Below are 22,142 nucleotides of genomic sequence, written 5' to 3'. Positions count from 1 at the left end.
ATAGCAAATATAATGACATTTGCATCATAAACAAAATAAATGAAAATGAAAAAAACCATAGGAATTATTGGAGCAGGAAATATTGGAAAAACGGTTGCAGTACACTTATTAAAAAGTAACTACTCTGTAATGATCAGTAACAGCAAAGACCCTGAATCCTTAAAAGAAACGGTTACACTATTAGGAAATGGAGTAAAAGCTGTAACAATAGCTGAGGCTGCTGAAGCTGACATTATTTTTTTAGCATTACCATGGTCGCAAGTTAAAACGCTTACTCAAATTACAGATTGGAACAACCGAATAGTAATTGATGCGACTAACCATTTTATAACACCTGATTATCAGGTCGAGGATTTGGGTGACCGTGCATCGAGTGAAATTGTCCAAAATTACCTTCCTGGCGCTCTAATTGTAAAATCTTTTAACACTCTTTATTTTAAAACACTTCAAGCAGACCCAAAGGTAGCCAATGGCAATCGAGTTCTTTTTATATCAGGTGATGATAAAGAGGCTAAATTTCAGGTAAGTGAGATGATTAAGGCAATCGGATTTGCACCAGTCGATCTCGGCTCTTTATCCGTTGGCAGTAAATTTCAACAAGCAAAAGGGGCTTTATCTACTCTAAACTTTATAAAACTTTAATTTAAATATATCAAAAATGAAAAAAAATAAGATTATCTATTGGACTAGTACGGGTATAATTGGAGCTATGATGCTTTTCAGTGCATATAGTTATTTAACAAATGAAGAAATGAAAGGTGCATTTGTACATCTCGGATTTCCAAATTATTTCAGAATTGAATTGGCAATAGCTAAAATTATTGGAGCAATTGTATTGCTGATTCCTACTTTTTCAAGAAGCATTAAAGGGTTGGCATATTTTGGTTTTACATTAACATTTGTTTCAGCATTTATTGCTCACACATCAAGTGGCGACCCAATGTCAATAGCAATTATGCCTTTGATTTTTTCAGGTATTCTTCTAGTTTCCTATATCTATAGCAACAAAATAAACAACTAAAAATGAAAAAAATATTAAATATTACATCTAGTGCTAAGGGTGAAAATTCTTTTAGCAGCAAATTATCAACTGCAATTGTAGAAAAATTACAAACTCAATATCCAGACAGTAGTTTACAAACACTTGATTTAGGAAAAAATCCGTTACCTCATTTGGATGAAGTACATTTAACTGCATTTTTCACACCCGAAAATTTGCAAACAGATGATGATAAAGAAACTATCAAAGTTTCTAATGAAGCAATCAAAGAAACAATGGAAGCCGATATAATTGTAATAAGCGTGCCTTTGTACAATTTTGGAATACCATCTACTTTAAAATCCTGGATAGACCATATAGCAAGAGCAGGCATCACTTTTACTTATTCTGAAAATGGTCCGGAAGGATTAATAAAAAATAAAAAGATCTATTTAGCAATTGCTTCTGGCGGTATTTACTCTGAAGGACCAATGAAACCGTTTGATTTTACGGAAGCTTATTTGAGAGCAGTTTTGGGCTTTTTGGGCATGACAGACATCACTGTTTTCAGAGTTGAAGGAACTGTTATCCCTGAAATAAAAGACACAGCAGTAACCAAAGCATTAGGAATTGTAACCGAATTTGTATTTTAAAAATGAAAATGTCCTAAAATAAGTTGGCACAAAACACAACTTATTTTAGGACATTATACTTAAAAATTCACTTTATTATTCCATCATTTTTTCACTGTAATAGGCTATCTCAGAAGTTATTTTACCTTTATCATCAAAATTATCAATGAAAAATATTGGTAAAACAATTTTCTTTTTATCTGATTTTCTGGTTAATCTAAAATTCCACCACGATTGCACTACCCTTGCATCTCCCATTTCATAATGCAAATAGTCCGGATATCCAACCATATCAATACTGGTTAAATCAAATTTATCAAAAAGTTTTTGATCATTTGCTTTTTGTTCTGCTAAGGTTATGCTTTTCCCTACAGGGGAATTGATGTCCATAAAAATCGCTTTGTCATCATAAAAACTATACGCTTTATCAAAATCTTTATTTTCAAAAGCATAAATCATTTTTCTGACACTATTAATATTTTCATGATGATTATAAATGGTCCCATTTTCTCTATCATTAAAACTATTACCAATTTCATCAAAAACACTATTATTAGAATACCTGATAATTGTTTTTATTTTATTGTTTTTATCAACTATAAACAATCTATGCAATGGCATATCTATTTTTACTCCAGTTTTACTGTGCACTCCTTTCAAATCTTCCCAAGTTTGAACCCAAACTACATCTTTATTATTAGCTTCTTTGTATTCTAAAGCATCTGGATAAGCTCCTTGAGATCTTTTAATACTCAGATAATCAATATTATCTTTCCAAAAATTTACTTCTTTTAAAAATGATTCTTTATCTTTTCCCTTATCATCCTTATCAGAACTTGAACCATTATATGATTTAAAATCATCTGTTAAAAAGCTAGCTACTTTATCAGCGTCTCCACTAACAAATGCTTGGGTCATGGCTTCAACCGCATTAATTGCAGGATGCTCTACATAAATAGTTCCATTAGTTTTCTTTTGTCCGTAAGTGATGCAAGTAGCGACCAACAATACAATTGAGAAAAAATTTTTCATATTTAATTAATTTTTAGTTAATAAGACATTAAATTTAACAAAAAATACTGATTTTCAGCACATTATACTATTATTTTTTTTTAGTTAAATTGAAATTAATACGTTCTAATCTAAAATTTTCAACGCTATTTTGGAATGAACTTTAAACCAACAGTTTCTTTATTTATATTTAGTACAGTATTACTCTTTTTTTGCTCATTTGTCCCGTTTTCCATCATCACATAGTCTTTCATTTTCATTATTTTGGAAACTGATTATCCATACAATACTATCAAATTACACTCTTCAAATACAGCTCTTATTTTTTATAATCCTAAAACAACACATAAACATTTAATTAACAACCTATTGAATACATTTTATTTAACTTTATGTGTTATATATGTAACAATTAAAAAATTATAAAAATGGAAACAAAGAATCAATCAACAGCAACCACTGAATCCAACAAACAAAAACTCGTAATCGTAAGAGAATTTGATGCATCACGAGAGCTTGTTTGGAAAGCTTGGACAGATCCTGAAATTTGCATGAAATGGTGGGGACCCAAAAATTTTACTTGCCCAGTCTGTAAAATAGATTTTAAAGTTGGAGGTAAATACCTTAATTGTATGCGATCTTCCGATGGTAAGGAATTCTGGGGCACTGGAACTTACATCAAAATTGTCCCTATGGAACGAATTGTTTGCACGGATTCATTTGCAGATGAGAAAGGGAATGTCGTTTCGGCGACACATTATGGCATGGAAGGTTTCCCGTTAGAATTGCAGGTAACCGTTACATTTGAAGCGCATGAAGGAAAAACAAAAATGACTCTTATTCATGAAGGGATTCCATCAGGAAAAATAATAGATTTAACCAATGTCAGCTGGAACGAATCTTTTGACAAGCTTGCAGAAAATTTAAAATAATTCTGAAAAGACATCACTAGAAAAAAATTATTCCTCAAAAAGAATCTCTACTACCCAGACAGACTACTCTCAAAGTATCTTAATCTCAAGCGCTCAACCTTTTATTTTGGAAAATGAAAATTTGATACAACCATCACTACAATTGTATAATTTGATTGTTCTTACGCTACTTTTAAATTTCATTTTTGCAATAATTCCTAAATTATAAAACTATGATTGAAGGATTAAATACAGCGGAAGCTCAGGAAAAACTGAAAGTCTTTGGTTTTAATGAATTGCCATCAGCAAAAACCAAATCCATTTGGCGCATTGCTTTGGAAGTCATGAAAGAGCCTATGTTCATTTTATTGATTAGCTGTGGTGTACTCTATATTCTATTGGGCGATTACAGAGAAGGTATTATTTTACTTTCGGCCATTTTGGTTATCATTTTCATCACTTTTTACCAATATCAGAAAACTGAAAAAGCACTGGAAGCACTCAAAAAACTATCTTCGCCACGCGCTTTAGTGATTCGGGACGGAAAAGAAATTCGGATTGCAGCTGATGCAAAAGTGCTCGACTCCATAAATCTCACCGTTGATGAATTATTGCTTGCCGGCGAATCAGTCGCAGTAACGAAAAGCGTACAAACAGATGATTCCGATTCACATGGATTGGTTTTCAGCGGAACACTTGGGGTACAAGGAAAAGGATTCGCAAAGGTTTATACTACAGGAACATAATTTGACTAATATTTCAAAAACAAGAAACGTTATCTCCGTAATAACCGAAAGAAATCCAGTTACAATTCCCATTCTCTTAACCGCCATCATAATGTTGTTGCTGATTATTTCGATTCAGTCGTTGCAAAATACTTTTAATTTTGAAGTTACCAATTACAATCATTTTATGCCTTCTATTTTAGGAGCGATTGGCATCCTTATCATTCTTGAAACCATAAAATATTTTAAAAACAGAAGCATACAAAATAAAAAATCCTTTGTGTAACAAAAGTTACTGTGCAACGCTTATTCTTGCTTTACTTTTGTACCCTAATTTAGTTAAACGCTATTTGACTATTAATTTAAAAAACATAAAAATGAGCTTAGAAAAAATAATCAAAGAAAAACAAGGAACTATCGTAGATGTTCGCTCCCATGCTGAATTTATGGGTGGCCATGTAGCCGATTCCATTAATATTCCACTGAATGAAATTCCACAAAAAGTGAAAGAATTGCGAAATCTTAAAGAACCGTTAGTACTTTGTTGTGCATCGGGAAACCGAAGCGGACAAGCACAACTTTTTCTGACCGAACAGGGAATCGAATGTTATAATGGAGGTTCCTGGCTAGATGTAAATTATTATCAATCACAAATTAAATAAGATGCTTAACACACTCAAAAAAATATTTGGATTTGGTCCAAAAGTAAATTATGTCGATTTAGTACAACAAGGAGCTATTATTCTGGATGTTAGAAGCAAAGTGGAATATGCAGGCGGACACATAAAAGGGTCCCTAAATATTCCGGTTGATACTCTAAGTAATAATCTTTCTAAACTAAAAGAAAAAAATCAACCTATAATCACTTGTTGTGCTTCAGGAATGCGAAGTGCTTCAGCAAAAAGTATTTTGAAATCAAATGGATTTACAAAAGTATACAATGGCGGCGGCTGGAGTAGTCTTCAAAATAAAATTGGTTATTAAAATAAAAATCCCCAAAGCAATAAAGCAGTACGTTAAATTTTGGAAAAAATCATACTATTCGTATTTACAATTAGTTAATTAACAATTGATTAAAATATAGTTTGTTTAATTTTATGCTGTTAAAAAAGTAAGTAATGAGTTTGTATTATAAAGCGCCAAATTTTAGACTACTTACAAACAATTAATCTTAAAAAAACAACTATTATGAGACCTGAAAGTAGTAAAAACGAACCTTTTAAAGGAGCTGTTCAAGCAAAATCAAATGCGGCACATGGATTGAGAGATTTATTTGAAGTTGGATTGAAAGACATTTATTGGGCTGAAAAAGTATTGACTAAAACGTTGCCAAAAATGGTAAAAAATGCTTCATCGCCAGAATTAGTTAACTCATTAAAAAAACAGTTAAGTGAAACACAAGAACACGTTTCCCGCCTGGAAAAAATATTTGAAGTAACAGGTATTGCACCTACAGCAAAAAAATGTGATGCCATGCAGGGCATATTGAAAGAGACTAATGGTCTTATAAAAGAAACCGATATTGGTATGGTACGTGATGCCGGAATTATTGCAGCAGATCAAAAAGTAAAACATTATGAAATTGCAACCTATGGCACTTTACATGCTTTTGCAAAAACGCTAGGCGAAAATAAAGCTGCAGAATTACTGGCTATGAATCTTAATGAAGAGAAAAATACTGATGCTAGATTAACTGGAATTGCTTTATCTGCAGTCAACAGACAAGCTTTTAAAGCAGATGCAATCACAAATACTTAGAATGTAATTTAATTGAGAACAGTAATTTCTTACTGTTCCACTATTTGACATAAAGCCCGCTTATGCGGGCTTTATTTATGGATTATTGTCTTCTAAATTATTAATTCCTATAATCACAAACAGTAATCAACAGTACATTAAATATTCAAAAAAACGTTTGCTGTAACCCTAAATAAAAATTACATTTGCACCAGTTTAACTTTTACACACAAAATGAAGCCTAACACACAACAATTAAACGATTTAACTATCCAAGTCAGAAGAGATATTCTTCGAATGGTTCACGCTGTAAACTCAGGTCACCCAGGAGGTTCTCTAGGTTGTACTGAATTTCTTGTAACCTTGTACCAAAACTTGATGGAACGCAAAGAAGGATTTGATATGGACGGAATTGGAGAAGATCTTTTCTTCCTTTCAAACGGGCATATTTCCCCTGTATTTTATAGCGTTTTAGCGAGAAGTGGTTATTTCCCAGTATCGGAACTAGCAACTTTCCGTTTAATCAATTCAAGATTACAAGGACACCCAACTACTCATGACAGTTTACCTGGAGTACGTATTGCATCAGGTTCTCTTGGACAAGGATTATCAGTAGGAATTGGTGCTGCGCAAGCAAAAAAATTAAATGGTGACAACCATATTATTTACACGCTTCACGGTGATGGTGAATTACAAGAAGGTCAAAACTGGGAAGCAATTATGTATGCTTCTGCTAAAAAAGTAGACAATCTTATCGCTACAATCGATTTAAACGGAAAACAAATTGATGGTACAACTGACGAAGTTTTAGCAATGGGAAGTATCCGTGCAAAATTTGAAGCTTTTGACTGGGATGTTTTGGAAATTGAAAAAGGAAACGACATTGAAGCTATTATTGCTGGAATGAATGATGCTAAATCAAGAACTGGAAAAGGAAAACCAGTTTGTGTATTGTTGCATACTGAAATGGGTAATGGAGTAGATTATATGATGTACAGTCATGCTTGGCATGGTAAAGCGCCAAATGATGCTCAACTTGACAATGCTTTAGGACAAAATTATAATACTGGAGGTAATTCAGACTACTAGGAAGTGTTCCGTAATTAGTGTTCATTCGAATACTGCCAAAAATCTAAATTAGAAAATGAAAAAATATACAAATACAGGAAGTAAAGATACTCGTTCGGGTTTTGGAGCGGGAATGACTGAATTAGGTCAAACCAATGAAAATGTTGTGGCACTTTGTGCTGATTTAATTGGTTCATTAAAATTTGACGATTTCAAGAAAAATCACCCAGAGCGTTTTTTCCAAATTGGAATTGCTGAAGCGAACATGATTGGAATTGCAGCGGGTTTAACTATTGGAGGAAAAATTCCTTTCACTGGAACTTTCGCTAACTTCTCTACAGGAAGAGTTTACGATCAAATTCGTCAATCAGTTGCTTATTCTGAGAAAAACGTAAAAATTTGTGCTTCACATGCAGGATTAACTTTAGGTGAAGATGGTGCAACACACCAAATCCTTGAAGACATAGGATTAATGAAAATGTTACCGGGAATGACAGTAATCAATACGTGTGATTACAATCAAACTAAAGCGGCTACATTAGCAATTGCAGATCATCATGGCCCAGTTTACTTGCGTTTTGGTCGTCCGGTAGTGCCTAACTTTATGCCGTCTGACGAGCCTTTCGTAATTGGAAAAGCAATTGTTTTAAACGAAGGTGCTGATGTAACTATAGTTGCAACAGGACATTTAGTTTGGGAAGCACTTATTGCTGCCGAAGCTTTGGAAGCAAAAGGTATTTCTGCTGAAGTAATCAACATTCATACTATCAAACCATTGGATGAAGAAGCAATTTTGAAATCATTGGCAAAAACAAAATGTATCGTTACAGCTGAAGAGCACAATATCCTTGGTGGTCTTGGCGAAAGCGTTTCTAGAGTACTAGCATTAAACAATCCTGCTCCACAAGAGTTTGTTGCGGTAAATGACAGCTTTGGAGAATCTGGAACACCGGAGCAATTAATGGAAAAATACAAATTGAACAATCAAGCGATTGTTGAAGCTGTAGAAAGAGTTATTAAAAGAAAATAATAATTCCTTTTGAAATAAAAAATCCCGTTACAAAATTATTGTAACGGGGTTTTTTGATTTAAACCGTATCCTAAAAAACAAGTCTCTTTAGGTAGCTAATTTTATAATTTACGGATGACAAGTTGCATCTAAATAATTTTTCTTCCCTGAAGTACAACTTGGAATATCTGCAAATGGATAAGGCAATCCGGTAGCCGGATTTTTGATTTCTAATTTAGTGGTATAATTATCTCCATCATCATCTACATCTATAAAATTAGGAATACCATCTCCATCAGTATCATCAGGATTTACAGCAGGTGTTGTAGGATAGCTAGAAGTACTTCTAAAGTCATGCATATATCCATCTCCGTTTAAATCTTCTAAATAAGATGGTATTCCATCTAAATCTTGATCTAATCTATTTATTTCAAACAATTTAAAACTAAACACTAAAGGAGCATACGCAGGAATAATCCCGCTTCCAGAAGCATAATATGCCAATCCTGAAGGTATGAACATTACTCCCGCACCAAAATCATTGTGCGTTACGGTTCCATCAGCATTTGAGCTATAAGTACCCGTTTTAAATTGTGGAAAAATTTCTCCCCAACCAGAAATAGTGCTAAATAAACTCAAAAAAGTTTGAGGATATTTAACTTCTTCAAATGGAGTTGAAGTTAGTGTTGTAACTCCTGATGTAGTGATACGCTCTAAATATTCTCCTTTATAAGCTGTTAAAACCCCATCTACATTACAAGGAGCAATACCTGTTCCTGTTCTTAAAACTAAATAATACATTTTATAGGTAACATCATGTAAACTTACATTTCTGGTTTTAAGCTCATAATCTGTTTGATCAAAAATTGATTTTTGAGTTCCTCCAGTTGGTATCTTTGTAATAGTGATATCTTGATCGTCTGTAAATCCGGGATGATTTATAACGGTTATATAATTTGTTTTTAAATATTCTTCAATGTCAGTATTATCAGTGGCATATTGCGCTGCATAATCTCTAAGTGGCTCAACTGTAGCGGTATCATTCTTCGAACATGAAAATAAAGAGATTGTTGTAATTAATAAAATAAAATAATACTTAAATTTGTTCATTATAGCTAATTTTTAAGTGCGCAAGATACAATATTGATTTATTTTTGTAAACTATTTAACTCCGATTTTAGAAAATTTATGAGAATAGACAAATATTTATGGTGCGTACGATACTATAAAACGAGAAACATGGTAACTGAAGCTTGTAAAAAAAATCATGTTACCGTAAATGGTCAGGTTGCCAAGCCTTCAAAGGAGGTTTTTCCTACTGATAAAATCACATTCCGGAAGGACCAAATCACCCAAATCATCACTGTTCTGGACATTCCTGAAAATCGTGTCAGGGCTAAATTAGTAGATATCTATAGAAGAAACGATACTCCTGCCGAAGCCTATCAACATTTAGAACTGTTGAAATTATCCAAAGAGCATTATAGAAAAAACGGAACAGGAAGACCTACCAAAAAAGACCGAAGAGACATTGATGAATTTGGTAATGAAATCGTGAACGAGGAAGATGCAGATTAAAATACCCATTCTAAAACTTTAAAACTAAAACAATGAGCAAAAATATCATCTTAACGAATCAGGAAATTGAGCATAAAATAAAAAGAATTGCTTACCAAATCTATGAAACCTTTGTAGATGAAGAAGAAATAGTCATTGCCGGAATTGCAACTAATGGTTTTACTTTTGCAAAAAAAATAGCGCTTATACTTGAAACTATTTCTCCCCTTAAAGTTTCACTTTGCGAAGTGCAAATCAACAAACAGAATCCTGAATTACCAATTCATACTTCCTTATCAAAAGAACAATATGCCAATAAAGGATTAGTTCTTGTTGACGATGTTTTAAATTCAGGCACCACACTAATCTATGCCGTGAGACATTTTATCGATGTTCCTTTGAAAAAATTCAAAACAGCGGTCCTAGTAGACAGAAACCATAAGAAGTATCCTGTAAAAGCTGATTTCAAAGGCATCTCGCTTTCAACCTCTCTACTAGAACACGTACAGGTTGTTTTTGATGAGGACGGAGATAATTACGCTTATTTAAGCTAAAATTGCAACAATATCCATAACAGTCTCTTCGATTGTCTTATCATCAACAATTACCTTATATTGCGCTTGATTGTAATAAAAACTTCTATCGAATAGATGTTTCGCAATAAACTCTTTCATTTCGTCCTCGCTTTTATCGGCAATAAGAGGGCGTTTGCTTTTATTATGATTCAATCTATTAAACAAAGTCTCTATTGAAGCTTTGAGATAAACTGATGTCACAGTATCGCTTTTTAGTAATTCATGATTATTTGCATAACAAGGCGTCCCTCCGCCTAAACCTATAATTAAGTTATCGGGCGAATTTAATAATTCGACAAAAACTTCGTGTTCTAACTTCCTAAAATAAATTTCTCCGTGCTTTTCAAAAATCGCATTTATAGACAAATTTATTTTTTCTTCGATCTTTTTATCTAAATCCACGAAAGGAATTTCGATAATTTTTGACAGCTTATTCGCAATTGTGGACTTCCCACACCCCATATAACCCAATAATACAATTTTTCTCATTTGAATAAAACCTTACAAATTAAGGTGTTGTGTGATTTTGTTAAAAAAAGACAAATTTATAATAAAATTGCTTGCAAAACTCCAAAATAAGTTCTTATATTTGCACCCGCATTCAAGGAAAGAATATGACTCGATAGCTCAGTTGGTAGAGCACATCACTTTTAATGATGGGGTCCTGGGTTCGAGCCCCAGTCGGGTCACAATTTTAGTGATCAACACATAATTTCCTTGAAGCATTGACTCGATAGCTCAGTTGGTAGAGCACATCACTTTTAATGATGGGGTCCTGGGTTCGAGCCCCAGTCGGGTCACAAAAAGGTTGAGTAATTTATTACTTGACCTTTTCTTTTTTAAGGCCACGTGGAGAAACGGTAGACTTGCCAGCTTGAGGGGCTGGTGCTCGCAAGGGCGTGTGGGTTCAAATCCCACCGTGGTCACTTTAAAAATTAGAAAGCCTGTAAAACATTGTTTTTACAGGCTTTTTAATTTTTCAACTTATCTTATTTATTGCAAATAACATGCAGCTGTTTATATATTTTAATATCCCCAATTGTAAAATTTGACATCGATACTATTAGTGTGCTATATTTAAATAAATTAAAAAATGTAATACGATAGAGTCTTTTCATTATTCATAAAATGTAACTTAGCACTAATTTCTGAATCTTCAATGTCAGTAAATGGAAATTTTTTACAATTAGACCTTAAAATTGACTGATATATTTCCAAATAGAGTTTTAAATGAAATGGATCACTAGAGATAGACCAAAAATCGACCGGTTAGCCTGCCCTTGGTTAATAAAAAAATTTGTTGATAAGGATGCTGAATTTATTTACATTCCATTCAGCGAGGTTCTTGATAAAGCAAAAGAATTAAATGCTATTCCATTTGACATTCCTAATGTGGAGTTTACCCATTACAAAGAACAAAGTACCTTTGATTATATTGTAAAAAAATATAAAATTGGAGATCCTGCTATTTTAATTATGGCAGATATTGTACGTGGTGCCGACACAGACAAACACGATATTGCAAAAGAATCAGCGGGACTTTGGGCAATTTCTGCGGGTCTTTCTTATAATATCACCGATGACTATAAGTTATTAGAAACGGGAATGGTTATTTATGATGCATTATACAGTTGGGCTACGCATTTATACAAACAAAATCATTTACAGAATAGTCCTTTTGAAAATATGCTACATGAAGTATATCATAAATTTTTGAAGGAGAAGAAAATAACCAACAAGAAAACACCTGTTTGGGTCAAAGATTTAAAAGCAATTATTCAGGATCAAATAGACGCCCAATTTACTTTTGACTTAAAGAAAATTTCCAACGACCTAGAACTTAATCCTTCCTATTTATCAAGGGAGTTTTCCAAGTATTTTGAAGACCTCAATTTTGGAGATTACGTTAGAAAATTACGAATTGAGAAAGCAATTACTCTTATTCAAAATTCAACTTATACACTTACCGAAATAGCTTATATGACGGGCTTTTCAGATCAAAGTCATTTTACGAGGATATTCAAACAGAGTACAGGAAAAAATCCTTCTTCCTTCCGGAAAAATTCACAAAAAAGTAATCCAGATACAAAAAGTAAATAGCATACTATTTATATCTTGTTAACATACATAGTTTTGTTTTTTATTAATCCGGGAACTCTGTTACTTTTTGAAACTATTTTATAATGAAGGAAAATCCAACGTATACTTTAAAAGATTTAGCATTTTATTTTTTGAAATTAGGAACAATTGGTTTTGGTGGCCCAGTAGCATTGGTTGGTTATATGCACAGGGATTTAGTCGAAGACAGAAAATGGATTTCAGAAGAAGAATACAAGGAAGGTCTAGCTTTAGCACAATTAGCGCCTGGTCCATTAGCAGCACAATTAGCGATTTACCTCGGATTTGTACATTACAGTTTTTTAGGAGCAACGTTGATAGGTTTTGCCTTTGTTTTACCTTCTTTTATAATGGTGGTGTTATTAGGAATAGTTTACAAATTATTCGGAGGATTATCTTGGATACAAGCTGTTTTTTATGGTGTAGGAGCAGCTGTTATAGGCATCATTGTAATGAGTTCTTACAAGCTGACGCTAAAGTCTATCGGTAAATTCAATTTAGTGTCTTTTAAAACGAATTGGTTACTGTGGTTGTTTTTTATTGTTGCTGCAATTATAACATTAGTAACACAGCAGGAACAAGTTTTGTTATTTGTATTTGCCGGGCTTTTATATATGTTTGTCAAAGCTCCTCCAAAATGGTTTAATCGTAAAACTGTCAATTCTATTGTTCTATTACAAATAGGCTTTTGGAACTATGAGAATACCACTCTCATGAAAATTGCTGTCTTTTTTGCGGAAGCTGGAGCATTTGTATTTGGTAGTGGATTAGCAATTGTACCCTTTTTACACTCAGGAGTTGTAATAGAAAATCAATGGTTATCTGAACAACAATTTATAGATGCAGTAGCTGTTGCCATGATTACTCCTGGTCCAGTTGTTATCACAGTTGGTTTTATAGGCTATTTAGTTGCAGGTTTTCCCGGAGCTTTGATTGCAGCTTTAGCAACATTTTTGCCGTGCTATTTATTTACGATTGCTTTAGCTCCATCTTTTAAGAAAATAGCACAAAATCAATCAATCAAAGCTTTTGTAGACGGTATCACAGCAGCAGTTGTTGGTGCATTAGTAGGATCCGTTGGTGTAATTGCATCCAGAAGTATTCTCGATGTTCCAACTGCGTTAATAGCTATTGCAACAATTTTTGCTTTACTTTATATTAAAAAAATTCAAGAACCCTATATTATTGTTGTTGCAGCAGTTGTAGGAATCATTATAAAATTAATAGTATGAACAGAAAAGATTTTTTAAAATCGAGCACTTTATTTGGTGCAGCGGCATTAGTTCTTCCTACTACCAATGCATTTGCTAAGAATTTAGCTGACAATTCCATTGACAAACTGGTTGATGCAAATGGCAATTACATCCAACAGCCATTACCCTATAGTGAAAGTTTTTTAGAACCCTACATGGATGCCGAAACTTTGCATTTGCATTATACTTTTCATCATGGTGGAGCAGTAAAAGGAGCCAATAAAGATTTGCAAATGATAAAAAAAGCATTGGATGAAAACAATTTGGAGACTATTGATTTTTGGACAAAAAAATTGTCGTACCATTTTTCCTCACATATACTGCATTCCATATTTTGGACAAATCTTACCAATAAACCTAACCTACCCAAAGGCAATTTATTAAAGCGAATAGAAAAAAGCTTCGGCAGTTTTGATAAACTAAAAGTTTTAATCGCTGCCACTTCAAAAAATGTTGATGGTAACGGTTGGGGAATTTTAGCCTATCAACCTTATAGTGATAGCCTTGTGGTTTTACAATGTGAAAATCACGAAAAGCTCACTCAATGGGGAGCAATACCTATTCTAGTAATTGATGTATGGGAACATGCCTACTACTTAAAATATAAAAACAAACGAACCGATTTTGTGGATGCTTTATTCAATATCATCAACTGGGATAATGTAGCACAACGTTTGAATGATGCTGAAAAATTATAAAACTTATATTCACACAAAAGGTTCAAATATATCAATAAACATCCAATTTTTGTGCTAATTAAGATCACTTTTAAAACCTGTTTACAGGAGTTAAGAAGGTTTTTGCTAAACATATTAGTGACTGTTAACAAACGCTTTTTTATTAGATAAATTCTTTTCTATATTATGTAGAATAAATACATATCGCTAAAGCGGGTATTGTGAGATCTCGTGATAAAAATGGTCGAATTAACAACTACTTTCCAGCTTAAGTTGACTATCAGTTTCGAAGTAAACTATACTAAATACTATTCCTTTCTACTTTAAAAAAAATGCCACAATCCTGTTTATTCATAAGGATTGTGGCATAAAAACAACTTGAAATTTAAGAAGATTTACTCTAATCCTTCCAAAAATCCAGTATGTGCACTTTTTAGAGCAAAATTTGAATCATACAATAAAGGCCAATCGTTTCCGGTGTGATTTAAATCAGTGCTATATGGAATCCAAGATTCATTATCTTTAAAACCCCAAACTGTTAAGGCATATTTGTTTGCTGCAGGAAGCGCATTATATATTTTGACCATCTCTTTGTATTTTTCTTTTTGAGCTAATCTTCTTTCATTGGTAAAAGAGGTAATGTCATTTGCTGGATTCACTTGTATATCTAACTCAGAAACATGAATTTTTAGACCTTTAGCAACAGCTCTATTAATATCAGTTTCGATTTGAGTTTTAGTTGGACTTAAATACGTGTTATGCATTTGAAAACCTATACCGTCGATAAGATTACTCGTTTTTAAATCATCTACTATTGAAAACATTTTATTTTGTTTAGAAATATTAGTCGAAGTAGCATAATCATTATAAAACAATAATAAGTTTGTATCGCCTGCCGCATTTGCTGCATCTCTAACCCATTTAAAGCAATCTTTAATATAGTTTGGCCCCATTCTTTGAAGAAAAATAGTATTTCTCAAGTTGCCACTATTGTCATCTACTGCTTCGTTTACTACATCCCAGGATTTTACTTTTCCTGCATAATGAGTAACAACATCTGTAATGTATTTTTTTACTTCGGCAGCAAATTCTGCATCGGTACCAGAAAAGTTAGTTAACCAACTTGGCACCGCACCGTGCCATACCAAGACATGACCATGAACATTGATGCCATTAGAATTTCCGTAAGCAACAATTTTATCTGCGGCAGCCCAGTTGTAAACTCCACTTGCAGTTGAAATTGGATTCATTTTCATTTCATATTCTGCCGAAATGCTGCTAAATTCATTTTTTAAAATTGCATCATATTTGCTTCCATTCTCTAATTGATTAGCTTTTACAGCCATACCTACAAAAAACGGATTTGCTAATTTATTTACCTTTACTTTTAGAAAAGTAGGATCCTCAGGAACGTTACTTGTACCCGTTGTTACAACACTAATTACATTTGAATAACTCGAAATTTGCGAGTCTCTTTTAGCTCTAACTCTGTAAAAATATTGAGTTCCAGTATTTAAACCCACAACCATTTCATTCAAATCAGTTACTGATTTTGAATTGTAATTTGGAATGAAAGTTGTAAAATCAGCGCTGGTAGAAACATCCAAAAGGTAACTTTGAGCGTTGGAAACAAACCCCCATTTGGCTTTAAAACCAGTATTGTTTATATCTGTGGACGCATTTGCGATCGGAGTAGTTAAAGTATCAGCAATTATGTTATCCTCTTTTGAACAAGAATTCAAAAAAAACATAATGCTAGTTAAAACTAGTAAAAATTTATATTTCATTTTTTTGTATTTTAGAAAACATTCAAGAAAAATAGTCTTTATTATTTTAATTTACGAATTCAGTTACTACAAAAAAGGTTGCATTTGACCACAACCTTTTTGAAGTAAAAGACTAAACTCAAAACCAATAAATTATTTGTAACGAACCTTAATATTATCGTATTTTATTGTGCTGGGATTAGGCGTATCACCTTGAGCGATTCCAACCTTAATCTCATTAATTTTAGAAGCATCTAACGTAGCAGCTGAATTACCCCCAAACCCATAATTATCCTTAAAATAAGAAAGTAATATAGTCTTTGTAGACCAATTTACATCCGTTATTTTGAAATTGTATCCGTAGTTTATCCCCTCAATAGTATTCAATTGAATGGCAAATTGTGCTCCAATGACATTTGCACTTACATCAATATCTATAAAAGTTCTTGTTGCATCTGTATTTGTTGCGCTCAAGAAATTAGCTCCACCACCACCACTGCTACCGTTGTAACCATTTGCAGTGGAGCCAGTCCAAGTAAGCGTTGCATAATTACCTGTTGGACCGCCCGTCGTACTTGCATCAAAAGAAGCAACATCCCCATAAGAACTCCAAGACTCTCTGGAGCCACCTCCATCAAAATTAGATACGAGTATTACTTTTTCAAAATCAATTGATTTTTTCACTGTGCCTCCTGGAGTAGTAATTGCCAATTCTTCACCTGAAACAGCGTTTGATGGCAAACCAATAATAATTGAAGAAGATGAATTTACAGTATAACTTACTGCTTTTCCTCCTACCGTTACCGAAGAAACATTATAAAACCAAGTACCTTCAATTGCCAAAGGAAAACCTGGTGTTGCCACAGCTGGTATGGTTTTTACAATAGTTGGAGTAGGCTGTAAAATCTCTATATCCTTAGTAACAGAACCCGTTGCGGTTACAAATGTAATTGGTTGTACTCCAAATCTACTTCCTAGTTTATCATCAAAAGGGATAGTGAAAATAAACGCTTTATCTGAATTATAAGTAGGGTTAAAACTGATATCAATTTTATTGTCCAGAGTTATTTTTTTTAATCCGGACAATCCCTCACCTTCCACTCTAATTTTCCTGAGTGGAAAAGTTTGATTTAGTAAATCACCCGGTTCAGAAACCATTGCATCTACGTTTGCAGTAACTACATCGTCATTTTGACATCCTGTAAAAGAAGCCAAAACCAAAAGAATTATAATGCTATATTTTATTTTATTGATCATCATATAAAAATTAATTAAAGTTAAAAGGAACTGGAGGTTCTAGCAATGATGGATTAGTATCTATTGCAGATTGTGGTAAAGGCAATTCAAAATAACCGCTTGTTGGAGTTATCTTTCTGGAAACTAAAACTGTTCTGTCATCATCCGAATAAAAACCAACTTCCTGTTGCGAAATAATTGCTGTTGCTTCAACTAAACCACGACGTTTTAAGTCAAAGAAATATTGTCCTTCAAGTGCAAACTCAATTCGTCTTTCATTAAACAATTCGTCTCTTGTAAGTAATGCTTTAGTTGGTAATCCTGCTCTAGTTCTCACTTCGTTGAAGGCTTTTAGTGCTGATGGTTCTGTTGTAGAATTGGCTCCAGCCAAAACAGCTTCGGCATGCATTAATAAAATATCAGAGTATCTTAATATAATTGTGTTTTGTGATGTTCTCATAAAAAACACATCGTTTCTTTCTGCAGCAGAACCTACAATGTACTTTCTGAAATTAGCTGCCGTAGAAGAGAGTATTTTTTTATACTTGAAACCACCTTGATTTTTTAACAATTCAGGATAAAAGTCACCATCGGTCATGATAGTATTCTTTTTTCTGCTATCCTTTGGTTCAAATCCTGCTTGCAATGAAATAGAAGGCAAATAAACTCCCCATCCGTCACCGCCACCAGTGATTCCAGTACCTCCAGGAACTATGTATGCTTGATTTGTGTTTTGAGTTCCCCATTCTGTAGCAATAGCTTTCCATTGAAGCGCAAACATACTTTCGGCACTATTATTGTTTTCTGGACTGCTAAATAAGTTACCATATTCTTGAATTAGAGAATATTGTTTTCCCATAATTTCTTGGGTTAAACTAGCACATTCTGCATATTCGTGTAGCGTTAAATGTACTTTTGCAAGAACACCCATGGCTACCGTTTTATTGACATACCCTTTTTTTGTTGAAGTTTCAGGTAAATTTGCAGCGGCGTATTCTAAATCTAGTTTTATAAATTTATAAATATCCTCTACACGATTTCTTTTTGGCTGTGCTGCAGAACCTGCTTTATCAACGATAGGCACAGCACCAAAAGTTCTCACTAAATAGAAATAAGCATTTGCTCTCATAAATCGAGATATTGCTATCGCATTTTTATAGGATGCTTCTGGTAATTCGCTTTTTCGGTCTTCAACCAACTTCATTAAATTATTTGATTGATCGACAACCGAAAATAAAGAAACGTATCCTTCTGTTAAAATTGGGTTTTGTGATGTTACCTGCGCATTTAGAAATTGTGCAAAAGCACCATCAAATGTAAAAGCATTACCGGCGTACATATCCCCTATAGCAATTAAGAATTTATCATTAAAAGTAAACCAAGGTTTGAAGTACAAACTCTCGGCGATTCCATCAAAAGCTGTGATTCCTTCCGGTAAATCACTTGGTGTTAATTGATTTTCGGATGGCGCATCCAAAAATTCATCTGAACAAGAAAACAAAGACAGTAATGGTATGAGCATTCCCATCATAAAAAGTTTAAAACGTTTTTGCATAACTATTATTTTTTTATATTAATGACTATTAATCATTAAGTTAAATACTATTTGATTGAAATTTTAGAATTTTAAATCTACTCCTACAGAAGTCGTTCTTGGAACAGGGTATCTCCCTAAATCAATACCACTCAATGTTATATTTTGATCTAAATTTCCTAAAGCAGGATCAAATCCAGAATATTTTGTAAACGTGTATAGATTTTGCACATTTACATAAAATCTAACATTAGAGAAAATAGATTTTTCGAAAATCATACTAGGTAAATCATAGCTCAAAGAAACATTTTGAATTCTTAGATAAGAACCATCTTCAACAAATCTGTTAGAAATTCTACCATTTCCATTTGGATCAGTAAGTGTAATTCTTGGCACATTTGTATTTTCGTTTACACCTGTTTCAAACGCATTTAAAACATTAGTACTTACGTTTCCATATCGATCTCCAAATCCTGGATAAATACCATCAGTATAATGGCGCGTAAAGTTGTAGATTTCGTTACCTTGACTTCCTGTTAAAACAATTCCTAAAGTGATATTTTTGTATTTAAAATTATTCGTAAATGAATACGTAAAATCAGGAATTGCACTTCCTAGAGCTGTTTGATCTTTAGCGTCAATTTTTCCATCTCCATTAAGATCCTTAAAACGGATATCACCAACTGCCGTTCCTGTTTCCTGAGTAGGTCCTGAGGCTAATTCCGCATCATTTTTAAACAATCCGTCAGTAACATATCCATAAAATTGTCCTACTGGTTGTCCTTCGGTAGTTTTAGTAACAGTATATAAATCGAATTGTACTTTTCCTAATAAAGATTTACCGTCACCTTGAAAGCTAGCTAACTTATTATTGTATTTTGATAAAATAATAGTACTATCCCAAGTAAAATTATCTGTTACGATATTTTTTGTATTTAATGTAAATTCTATTCCTTTAGTTTCAATTTTACCCGTATTCAAATAGTAGTTAAGAGCACTTTGATTGGATTCGTCGTTGATTTGTTTTGTTAAGAAATCTGAAGAATTTTTAATATAATAATCAAATCCAAACTTTACTCTATTATTAAGCATATCTAAATCAAGACCCGCATTGAAAGATTTTAGAGACTCCCATTTAATATCAGGATTACCTAAGTTATCAATTGTTGGAGAGGAACCTCCAAATGGAGATGGAGTTAGAGTTAAAATGGTTTGGTATCTATTGGCTGGAATATTTTGATTTCCTACCGAACCGTAACCAACTCTAAACTTCATATAATTTATGGTATTTGATAATGGCTCAAAGAACTTTTCGTTACTCACAGTCCAACCTGCGGAAAATGATGGAAAATAACCCCATTTATTATTAGGACCAAAGTTTGAAGAAGCATCAGTTCTTAGAGAAGCTGAAAAAGAATATCTGTCAGAAAAACTATAATTTAATCTCGAAATATAAGAAGTCATGGACCATCTGCCGGAACCATTTCCGTTCAAAGCAGTATCAATATCACCTAAGTTTAAGTTGGTAAAATCTTTATTTAAAAACTCACCTGTTCTGTAACCGCTTAAATATTCCCATTGACTTTCCTGAGCTTCCTGCCCTAATAAAAAAGTAAAATTGTGTTTATCGTTTATTGTTTTATTATATGTCAAATAATTTTTAATACTCCAATAAAAGCTTTGATCCTGCTGCTTAAACGATTTGTTTAAAAGTTCAGATACATTTCCTAAAGTATATGCAGGAGCAAAAGAACTGCTTTTTGCAAAATTCAAATCATATCCTAATTCTGATCTAAAAACCAATCCTTTCGTAAGAGTGAAATCAGCAAATAAATTTCCGTTAATTTTATATCTATCGTTTTGTGCATTATTGTATTCGGCCAGAGCAATTGGATTAGTTGCTTCATTTGCCGAAGAACCTAAACCAGAGATAGGACCTGCAAAAGAACCATCAGCATATCTAACCGGTAATTCTGGAGATTGTCTTAGTGTATTCATCACTAAACCACCTCTGTCGTCGTTTCTTACCACTTTTTGATGCGACTTACTCAATGCAATATTATTACCAATTTTTAGCCAAGATTTCACATTCGAATCTACATTTAATCGCATAGACATTCTGTTGAAATCTGAATTTAGAACAATTCCTTCTTGATTAAAATAATTTAAAGAAGTATAATATCGAGTTCCATCTTTTTCGCCTGAGAATGACAATTGATGGTTATACATCACAGCTGTCCTGAAAAGTTCGTCTTGCCAGTTTGTTCCATTACCTAATAAATCAGGCTTTTGATATTGAAACGGAATAGGCTCGCCATTTAATGCGAAAATTTTTGTTTGATACTTAGCATATTGTGGTAAGTTTAAAACATCAACAAATTTTGTTGCTTCTTGAGTTGCTAAATACGTTTCGTATGCAAATGTCGATTTCCCTTTTTTTCCTTTTTTGGTTGTAATCAAAACAACTCCATTTGCACCATTTGCACCGTAGATTGCTGTTGAAGAAGCATCTTTTAAAATATCAATAGATTCAATATCCGCAATATTCAAACTAGACAAAGCAGAATTTTTAGTTTGTCCGCTTCCTCCTCCTAATGCGCTAAATGCAAAAGAATCATTATTCTTATCTGCAAATATTGGAGTTCCATCTATAACATACAATGGTTCGTTACCATTAATAGACGTAATTCCTCTAATTTGAACAGAGATCCCTCCTCCAGGCGTACCTGAATTTTGAGTCACATTCACACCTGCTGCTTTTCCTACAAGTGCTTGATCAATAGAAGTAAAAGGCTTGTCTTGAATTTCTGAAGCTTTTATAGATGAAATTGCTCCTGTAATATCTTTCTTTTTTGCCGTTCCGTAACCAATGACAACAACTTCATTTAATGTTTTTATGTCTTCTTTTAGACTTACATTTAATACTGATTTGCCATCAGATGCGATCTCTTTGGTTTCGAAACCGATGAAACTAAATACAATTTTAGATTTTGGTGGCACTTTGTCTAATGTAAAAGTACCATCAAAACCTGTTGTGATACTTATAGCAGTTCCTTTTACTGCAACATTAACGCCGGGTAAAGGCATCCCTGCCGATTCCACTTTGCCTTTAATTGTCTGCCCGTAAAAGGAAAATCCAGACAGTATTAAAACTAGCGTTACTAATTTTTTTAATAATGTTTTTTTCATGAAAAGTTTGTTTTGGTTAGTTTTTTTTTAATGGTTATATCCCTTCAAATAGGTTTATCTTGAATGTGTGTTTTTGGAGCTATCAGTCTATTTTAGAAAAACAAAACATTCAATATTGTCAAAAGAATACTTCTCAAAACTACCTTGTTCATTGCTCAAATTATA

At 33.1% G+C, this 22,142-nt stretch carries 23 protein-coding genes and 3 tRNA genes; 19 read left to right on the top strand and 7 right to left on the bottom strand.

The annotated features are described in order from the left end of the window. Positions 1-45: 45 nt before the first annotated feature. The 3 genes from OA85_RS09125 to OA85_RS09115 are packed head-to-tail and all read left to right on the top strand — an operon-like array spanning position 46 to position 1,632. A complete protein-coding gene (locus OA85_RS09125) occupies positions 46-642 on the top strand; it encodes an NADPH-dependent F420 reductase (protein WP_039109480.1) in 597 nt (198 codons plus the stop codon). Between the two features lie 16 nt (positions 643-658). Continuing rightward, entirely contained in the window at positions 659-1,021 is a 363-nt protein-coding gene (locus OA85_RS09120; RefSeq protein ID WP_039109197.1) for a DoxX family protein, read from the top strand. Between the two features lie 2 nt (positions 1,022-1,023). Further along, on the top strand, positions 1,024-1,632 hold the full coding sequence (locus OA85_RS09115) for an FMN-dependent NADH-azoreductase (RefSeq protein ID WP_039109196.1): 609 nt from the start codon (positions 1,024-1,026) through the stop codon (positions 1,630-1,632). Positions 1,633-1,707: 75 nt separating this feature from the next. Here OA85_RS09115 and OA85_RS09110 read toward each other — a convergent pair whose 3' ends face one another. Next, positions 1,708-2,643 carry a hypothetical protein gene (locus OA85_RS09110; protein WP_039109195.1) on the bottom strand — a complete coding sequence of 312 codons (936 nt, stop codon included), beginning with the start codon at positions 2,641-2,643 and terminating at the stop codon, positions 1,708-1,710. A gap of 407 nt (positions 2,644-3,050) precedes the next feature. On the opposite strand from OA85_RS09110, the gene OA85_RS09105 reads away from it, so the two are divergent. The 8 genes from OA85_RS09105 (at position 3,051) to OA85_RS09070 (ending at position 8,093) form a co-directional block, all read left to right on the top strand. Further along, on the top strand, positions 3,051-3,554 hold the full coding sequence (locus tag OA85_RS09105) for an SRPBCC domain-containing protein (protein ID WP_052257176.1): 504 nt from the start codon (positions 3,051-3,053) through the stop codon (positions 3,552-3,554). A 212-nt stretch (positions 3,555-3,766) separates the two neighbouring features. Then, positions 3,767-4,279, top strand: coding sequence for a cation-transporting P-type ATPase (locus tag OA85_RS09100; protein ID WP_052257175.1), 513 nt, complete (start codon positions 3,767-3,769; stop codon positions 4,277-4,279). Between the two features lies 1 nt (position 4,280). Beyond that, positions 4,281-4,544 carry a hypothetical protein gene (locus OA85_RS09095; protein WP_039109193.1) on the top strand — a complete coding sequence of 88 codons (264 nt, stop codon included), beginning with the start codon at positions 4,281-4,283 and terminating at the stop codon, positions 4,542-4,544. 91 nt (positions 4,545-4,635) lie between these two features. Further along, on the top strand, positions 4,636-4,920 hold the full coding sequence (locus OA85_RS09090; RefSeq protein ID WP_039109191.1) for a rhodanese-like domain-containing protein: 285 nt from the start codon (positions 4,636-4,638) through the stop codon (positions 4,918-4,920). Between the two features lies 1 nt (position 4,921). Beyond that, positions 4,922-5,242: a rhodanese-like domain-containing protein gene (locus OA85_RS09085; RefSeq protein WP_039109189.1), complete on the top strand. Its 321-nt coding sequence runs from the start codon at positions 4,922-4,924 to the stop codon at positions 5,240-5,242. A gap of 204 nt (positions 5,243-5,446) precedes the next feature. Further along, positions 5,447-6,016 (top strand): ferritin-like domain-containing protein, encoded by a 570-nt coding sequence (locus OA85_RS09080; RefSeq protein WP_039109188.1) that lies wholly within the window; start codon positions 5,447-5,449, stop codon positions 6,014-6,016. 213 nt (positions 6,017-6,229) lie between these two features. After that, complete coding sequence (locus OA85_RS09075) at positions 6,230-7,084, top strand: transketolase (RefSeq protein WP_039109187.1); 855 nt, start codon at positions 6,230-6,232, stop codon at positions 7,082-7,084. A gap of 55 nt (positions 7,085-7,139) precedes the next feature. Then, positions 7,140-8,093, top strand: coding sequence for a transketolase family protein (locus tag OA85_RS09070; RefSeq protein WP_035667569.1), 954 nt, complete (start codon positions 7,140-7,142; stop codon positions 8,091-8,093). A 108-nt stretch (positions 8,094-8,201) separates the two neighbouring features. On the opposite strand, the gene OA85_RS09065 is transcribed toward OA85_RS09070, so the two are convergent. Then, entirely contained in the window at positions 8,202-9,182 is a 981-nt protein-coding gene (locus tag OA85_RS09065) for an FKBP-type peptidyl-prolyl cis-trans isomerase (protein WP_039109186.1), read from the bottom strand. A 78-nt stretch (positions 9,183-9,260) separates the two neighbouring features. On the opposite strand from OA85_RS09065, the gene OA85_RS09060 reads away from it, so the two are divergent. Next, positions 9,261-9,650 carry an RNA-binding S4 domain-containing protein gene (locus OA85_RS09060; RefSeq protein WP_039109185.1) on the top strand — a complete coding sequence of 130 codons (390 nt, stop codon included), beginning with the start codon at positions 9,261-9,263 and terminating at the stop codon, positions 9,648-9,650. Between the two features lie 32 nt (positions 9,651-9,682). Beyond that, entirely contained in the window at positions 9,683-10,183 is a 501-nt protein-coding gene (locus OA85_RS09055; RefSeq protein WP_039109183.1) for a phosphoribosyltransferase family protein, read from the top strand. Here OA85_RS09055 and OA85_RS09050 read toward each other — a convergent pair. Continuing rightward, positions 10,175-10,693, bottom strand: a complete 519-nt coding sequence (locus OA85_RS09050; protein WP_039109182.1) for a shikimate kinase — start codon at positions 10,691-10,693, stop codon at positions 10,175-10,177. The genes OA85_RS09055 and OA85_RS09050 overlap by 9 nt on opposite strands. Positions 10,694-10,820: 127 nt before the next feature. Here OA85_RS09050 and OA85_RS09045 point away from each other — a divergent pair. From OA85_RS09045 to OA85_RS09020, 6 genes are all read left to right on the top strand, one after another. Continuing rightward, positions 10,821-10,893: transfer RNA gene (locus OA85_RS09045), tRNA-Lys, on the top strand. 38 nt (positions 10,894-10,931) lie between these two features. Further along, positions 10,932-11,004: transfer RNA gene (locus OA85_RS09040), tRNA-Lys, on the top strand. A 43-nt stretch (positions 11,005-11,047) separates the two neighbouring features. Further along, positions 11,048-11,130: transfer RNA gene (locus OA85_RS09035), tRNA-Leu, on the top strand. 304 nt (positions 11,131-11,434) lie between these two features. After that, complete coding sequence (locus OA85_RS09030) at positions 11,435-12,304, top strand: chromate resistance protein ChrB domain-containing protein (protein ID WP_039109181.1); 870 nt, start codon at positions 11,435-11,437, stop codon at positions 12,302-12,304. Positions 12,305-12,387: 83 nt separating this feature from the next. Then, complete coding sequence (locus tag OA85_RS09025; RefSeq protein ID WP_039109180.1) at positions 12,388-13,554, top strand: chromate transporter; 1,167 nt, start codon at positions 12,388-12,390, stop codon at positions 13,552-13,554. Next, complete coding sequence (locus tag OA85_RS09020; RefSeq protein WP_039109179.1) at positions 13,551-14,273, top strand: superoxide dismutase; 723 nt, start codon at positions 13,551-13,553, stop codon at positions 14,271-14,273. The genes OA85_RS09025 and OA85_RS09020 overlap by 4 nt, the downstream gene beginning before the upstream one ends. A 374-nt stretch (positions 14,274-14,647) precedes the next feature. Here OA85_RS09020 and OA85_RS09015 read toward each other — a convergent pair whose 3' ends face one another. From OA85_RS09015 to OA85_RS09000, 4 genes are all read right to left on the bottom strand, one after another. Beyond that, entirely contained in the window at positions 14,648-16,039 is a 1,392-nt protein-coding gene (locus OA85_RS09015) for an endo-1,4-beta-xylanase (RefSeq protein WP_039109178.1), read from the bottom strand. A 132-nt stretch (positions 16,040-16,171) separates the two neighbouring features. Beyond that, complete coding sequence (locus tag OA85_RS09010; RefSeq protein ID WP_231557090.1) at positions 16,172-17,278, bottom strand: hypothetical protein; 1,107 nt, start codon at positions 17,276-17,278, stop codon at positions 16,172-16,174. Between the two features lie 7 nt (positions 17,279-17,285). Beyond that, complete coding sequence (locus tag OA85_RS09005) at positions 17,286-18,809, bottom strand: RagB/SusD family nutrient uptake outer membrane protein (protein WP_039109177.1); 1,524 nt, start codon at positions 18,807-18,809, stop codon at positions 17,286-17,288. Positions 18,810-18,872: 63 nt separating this feature from the next. Further along, a complete protein-coding gene (locus tag OA85_RS09000; protein WP_039109176.1) occupies positions 18,873-21,977 on the bottom strand; it encodes a TonB-dependent receptor in 3,105 nt (1,034 codons plus the stop codon). Positions 21,978-22,142 lie beyond the last annotated feature (165 nt).

This window comes from Flavobacterium sp. AED (assembly GCF_000812945.1).
GTDB lineage: Bacteria > Bacteroidota > Bacteroidia > Flavobacteriales > Flavobacteriaceae > Flavobacterium.
Note: the sequence above shows the minus strand (reverse complement) of the source record. Positions and strands in the feature narration are given on the sequence as shown.

What these genes read in the sequence shown, in the direction of transcription:
- OA85_RS09070 (WP_035667569.1), top strand. Translation starts at nt 7,140, where the DNA reads ATGAAAAAATATACAAATACAGGAAGTAAAGATACTCGTTCGGGTTTT.
- OA85_RS09090 (WP_039109191.1), top strand. Translation starts at nt 4,636, where the DNA reads ATGAGCTTAGAAAAAATAATCAAAGAAAAACAAGGAACTATCGTAGAT.
- OA85_RS09000 (WP_039109176.1), bottom strand. Translation starts at nt 21,977, where the DNA reads ATGAAAAAAACATTATTAAAAAAATTAGTAACGCTAGTTTTAATACTG.
- OA85_RS09030 (WP_039109181.1), top strand. Translation starts at nt 11,435, where the DNA reads ATGAAATGGATCACTAGAGATAGACCAAAAATCGACCGGTTAGCCTGC.
- OA85_RS09055 (WP_039109183.1), top strand. Translation starts at nt 9,683, where the DNA reads ATGAGCAAAAATATCATCTTAACGAATCAGGAAATTGAGCATAAAATA.
- OA85_RS09080 (WP_039109188.1), top strand. Translation starts at nt 5,447, where the DNA reads ATGAGACCTGAAAGTAGTAAAAACGAACCTTTTAAAGGAGCTGTTCAA.
- OA85_RS09020 (WP_039109179.1), top strand. Translation starts at nt 13,551, where the DNA reads ATGAACAGAAAAGATTTTTTAAAATCGAGCACTTTATTTGGTGCAGCG.
- OA85_RS09010 (WP_231557090.1), bottom strand. Translation starts at nt 17,278, where the DNA reads ATGATGATCAATAAAATAAAATATAGCATTATAATTCTTTTGGTTTTG.
- OA85_RS09105 (WP_052257176.1), top strand. Translation starts at nt 3,051, where the DNA reads ATGGAAACAAAGAATCAATCAACAGCAACCACTGAATCCAACAAACAA.
- OA85_RS09115 (WP_039109196.1), top strand. Translation starts at nt 1,024, where the DNA reads ATGAAAAAAATATTAAATATTACATCTAGTGCTAAGGGTGAAAATTCT.
- OA85_RS09005 (WP_039109177.1), bottom strand. Translation starts at nt 18,809, where the DNA reads ATGCAAAAACGTTTTAAACTTTTTATGATGGGAATGCTCATACCATTA.
- OA85_RS09120 (WP_039109197.1), top strand. Translation starts at nt 659, where the DNA reads ATGAAAAAAAATAAGATTATCTATTGGACTAGTACGGGTATAATTGGA.
- OA85_RS09125 (WP_039109480.1), top strand. Translation starts at nt 46, where the DNA reads ATGAAAAAAACCATAGGAATTATTGGAGCAGGAAATATTGGAAAAACG.
- OA85_RS09060 (WP_039109185.1), top strand. Translation starts at nt 9,261, where the DNA reads ATGAGAATAGACAAATATTTATGGTGCGTACGATACTATAAAACGAGA.
- OA85_RS09110 (WP_039109195.1), bottom strand. Translation starts at nt 2,643, where the DNA reads ATGAAAAATTTTTTCTCAATTGTATTGTTGGTCGCTACTTGCATCACT.
- OA85_RS09100 (WP_052257175.1), top strand. Translation starts at nt 3,767, where the DNA reads ATGATTGAAGGATTAAATACAGCGGAAGCTCAGGAAAAACTGAAAGTC.
- OA85_RS09065 (WP_039109186.1), bottom strand. Translation starts at nt 9,182, where the DNA reads ATGAACAAATTTAAGTATTATTTTATTTTATTAATTACAACAATCTCT.
- OA85_RS09075 (WP_039109187.1), top strand. Translation starts at nt 6,230, where the DNA reads ATGAAGCCTAACACACAACAATTAAACGATTTAACTATCCAAGTCAGA.
- OA85_RS09015 (WP_039109178.1), bottom strand. Translation starts at nt 16,039, where the DNA reads ATGAAATATAAATTTTTACTAGTTTTAACTAGCATTATGTTTTTTTTG.
- OA85_RS09050 (WP_039109182.1), bottom strand. Translation starts at nt 10,693, where the DNA reads ATGAGAAAAATTGTATTATTGGGTTATATGGGGTGTGGGAAGTCCACA.
- OA85_RS09025 (WP_039109180.1), top strand. Translation starts at nt 12,388, where the DNA reads ATGAAGGAAAATCCAACGTATACTTTAAAAGATTTAGCATTTTATTTT.
- OA85_RS09085 (WP_039109189.1), top strand. Translation starts at nt 4,922, where the DNA reads ATGCTTAACACACTCAAAAAAATATTTGGATTTGGTCCAAAAGTAAAT.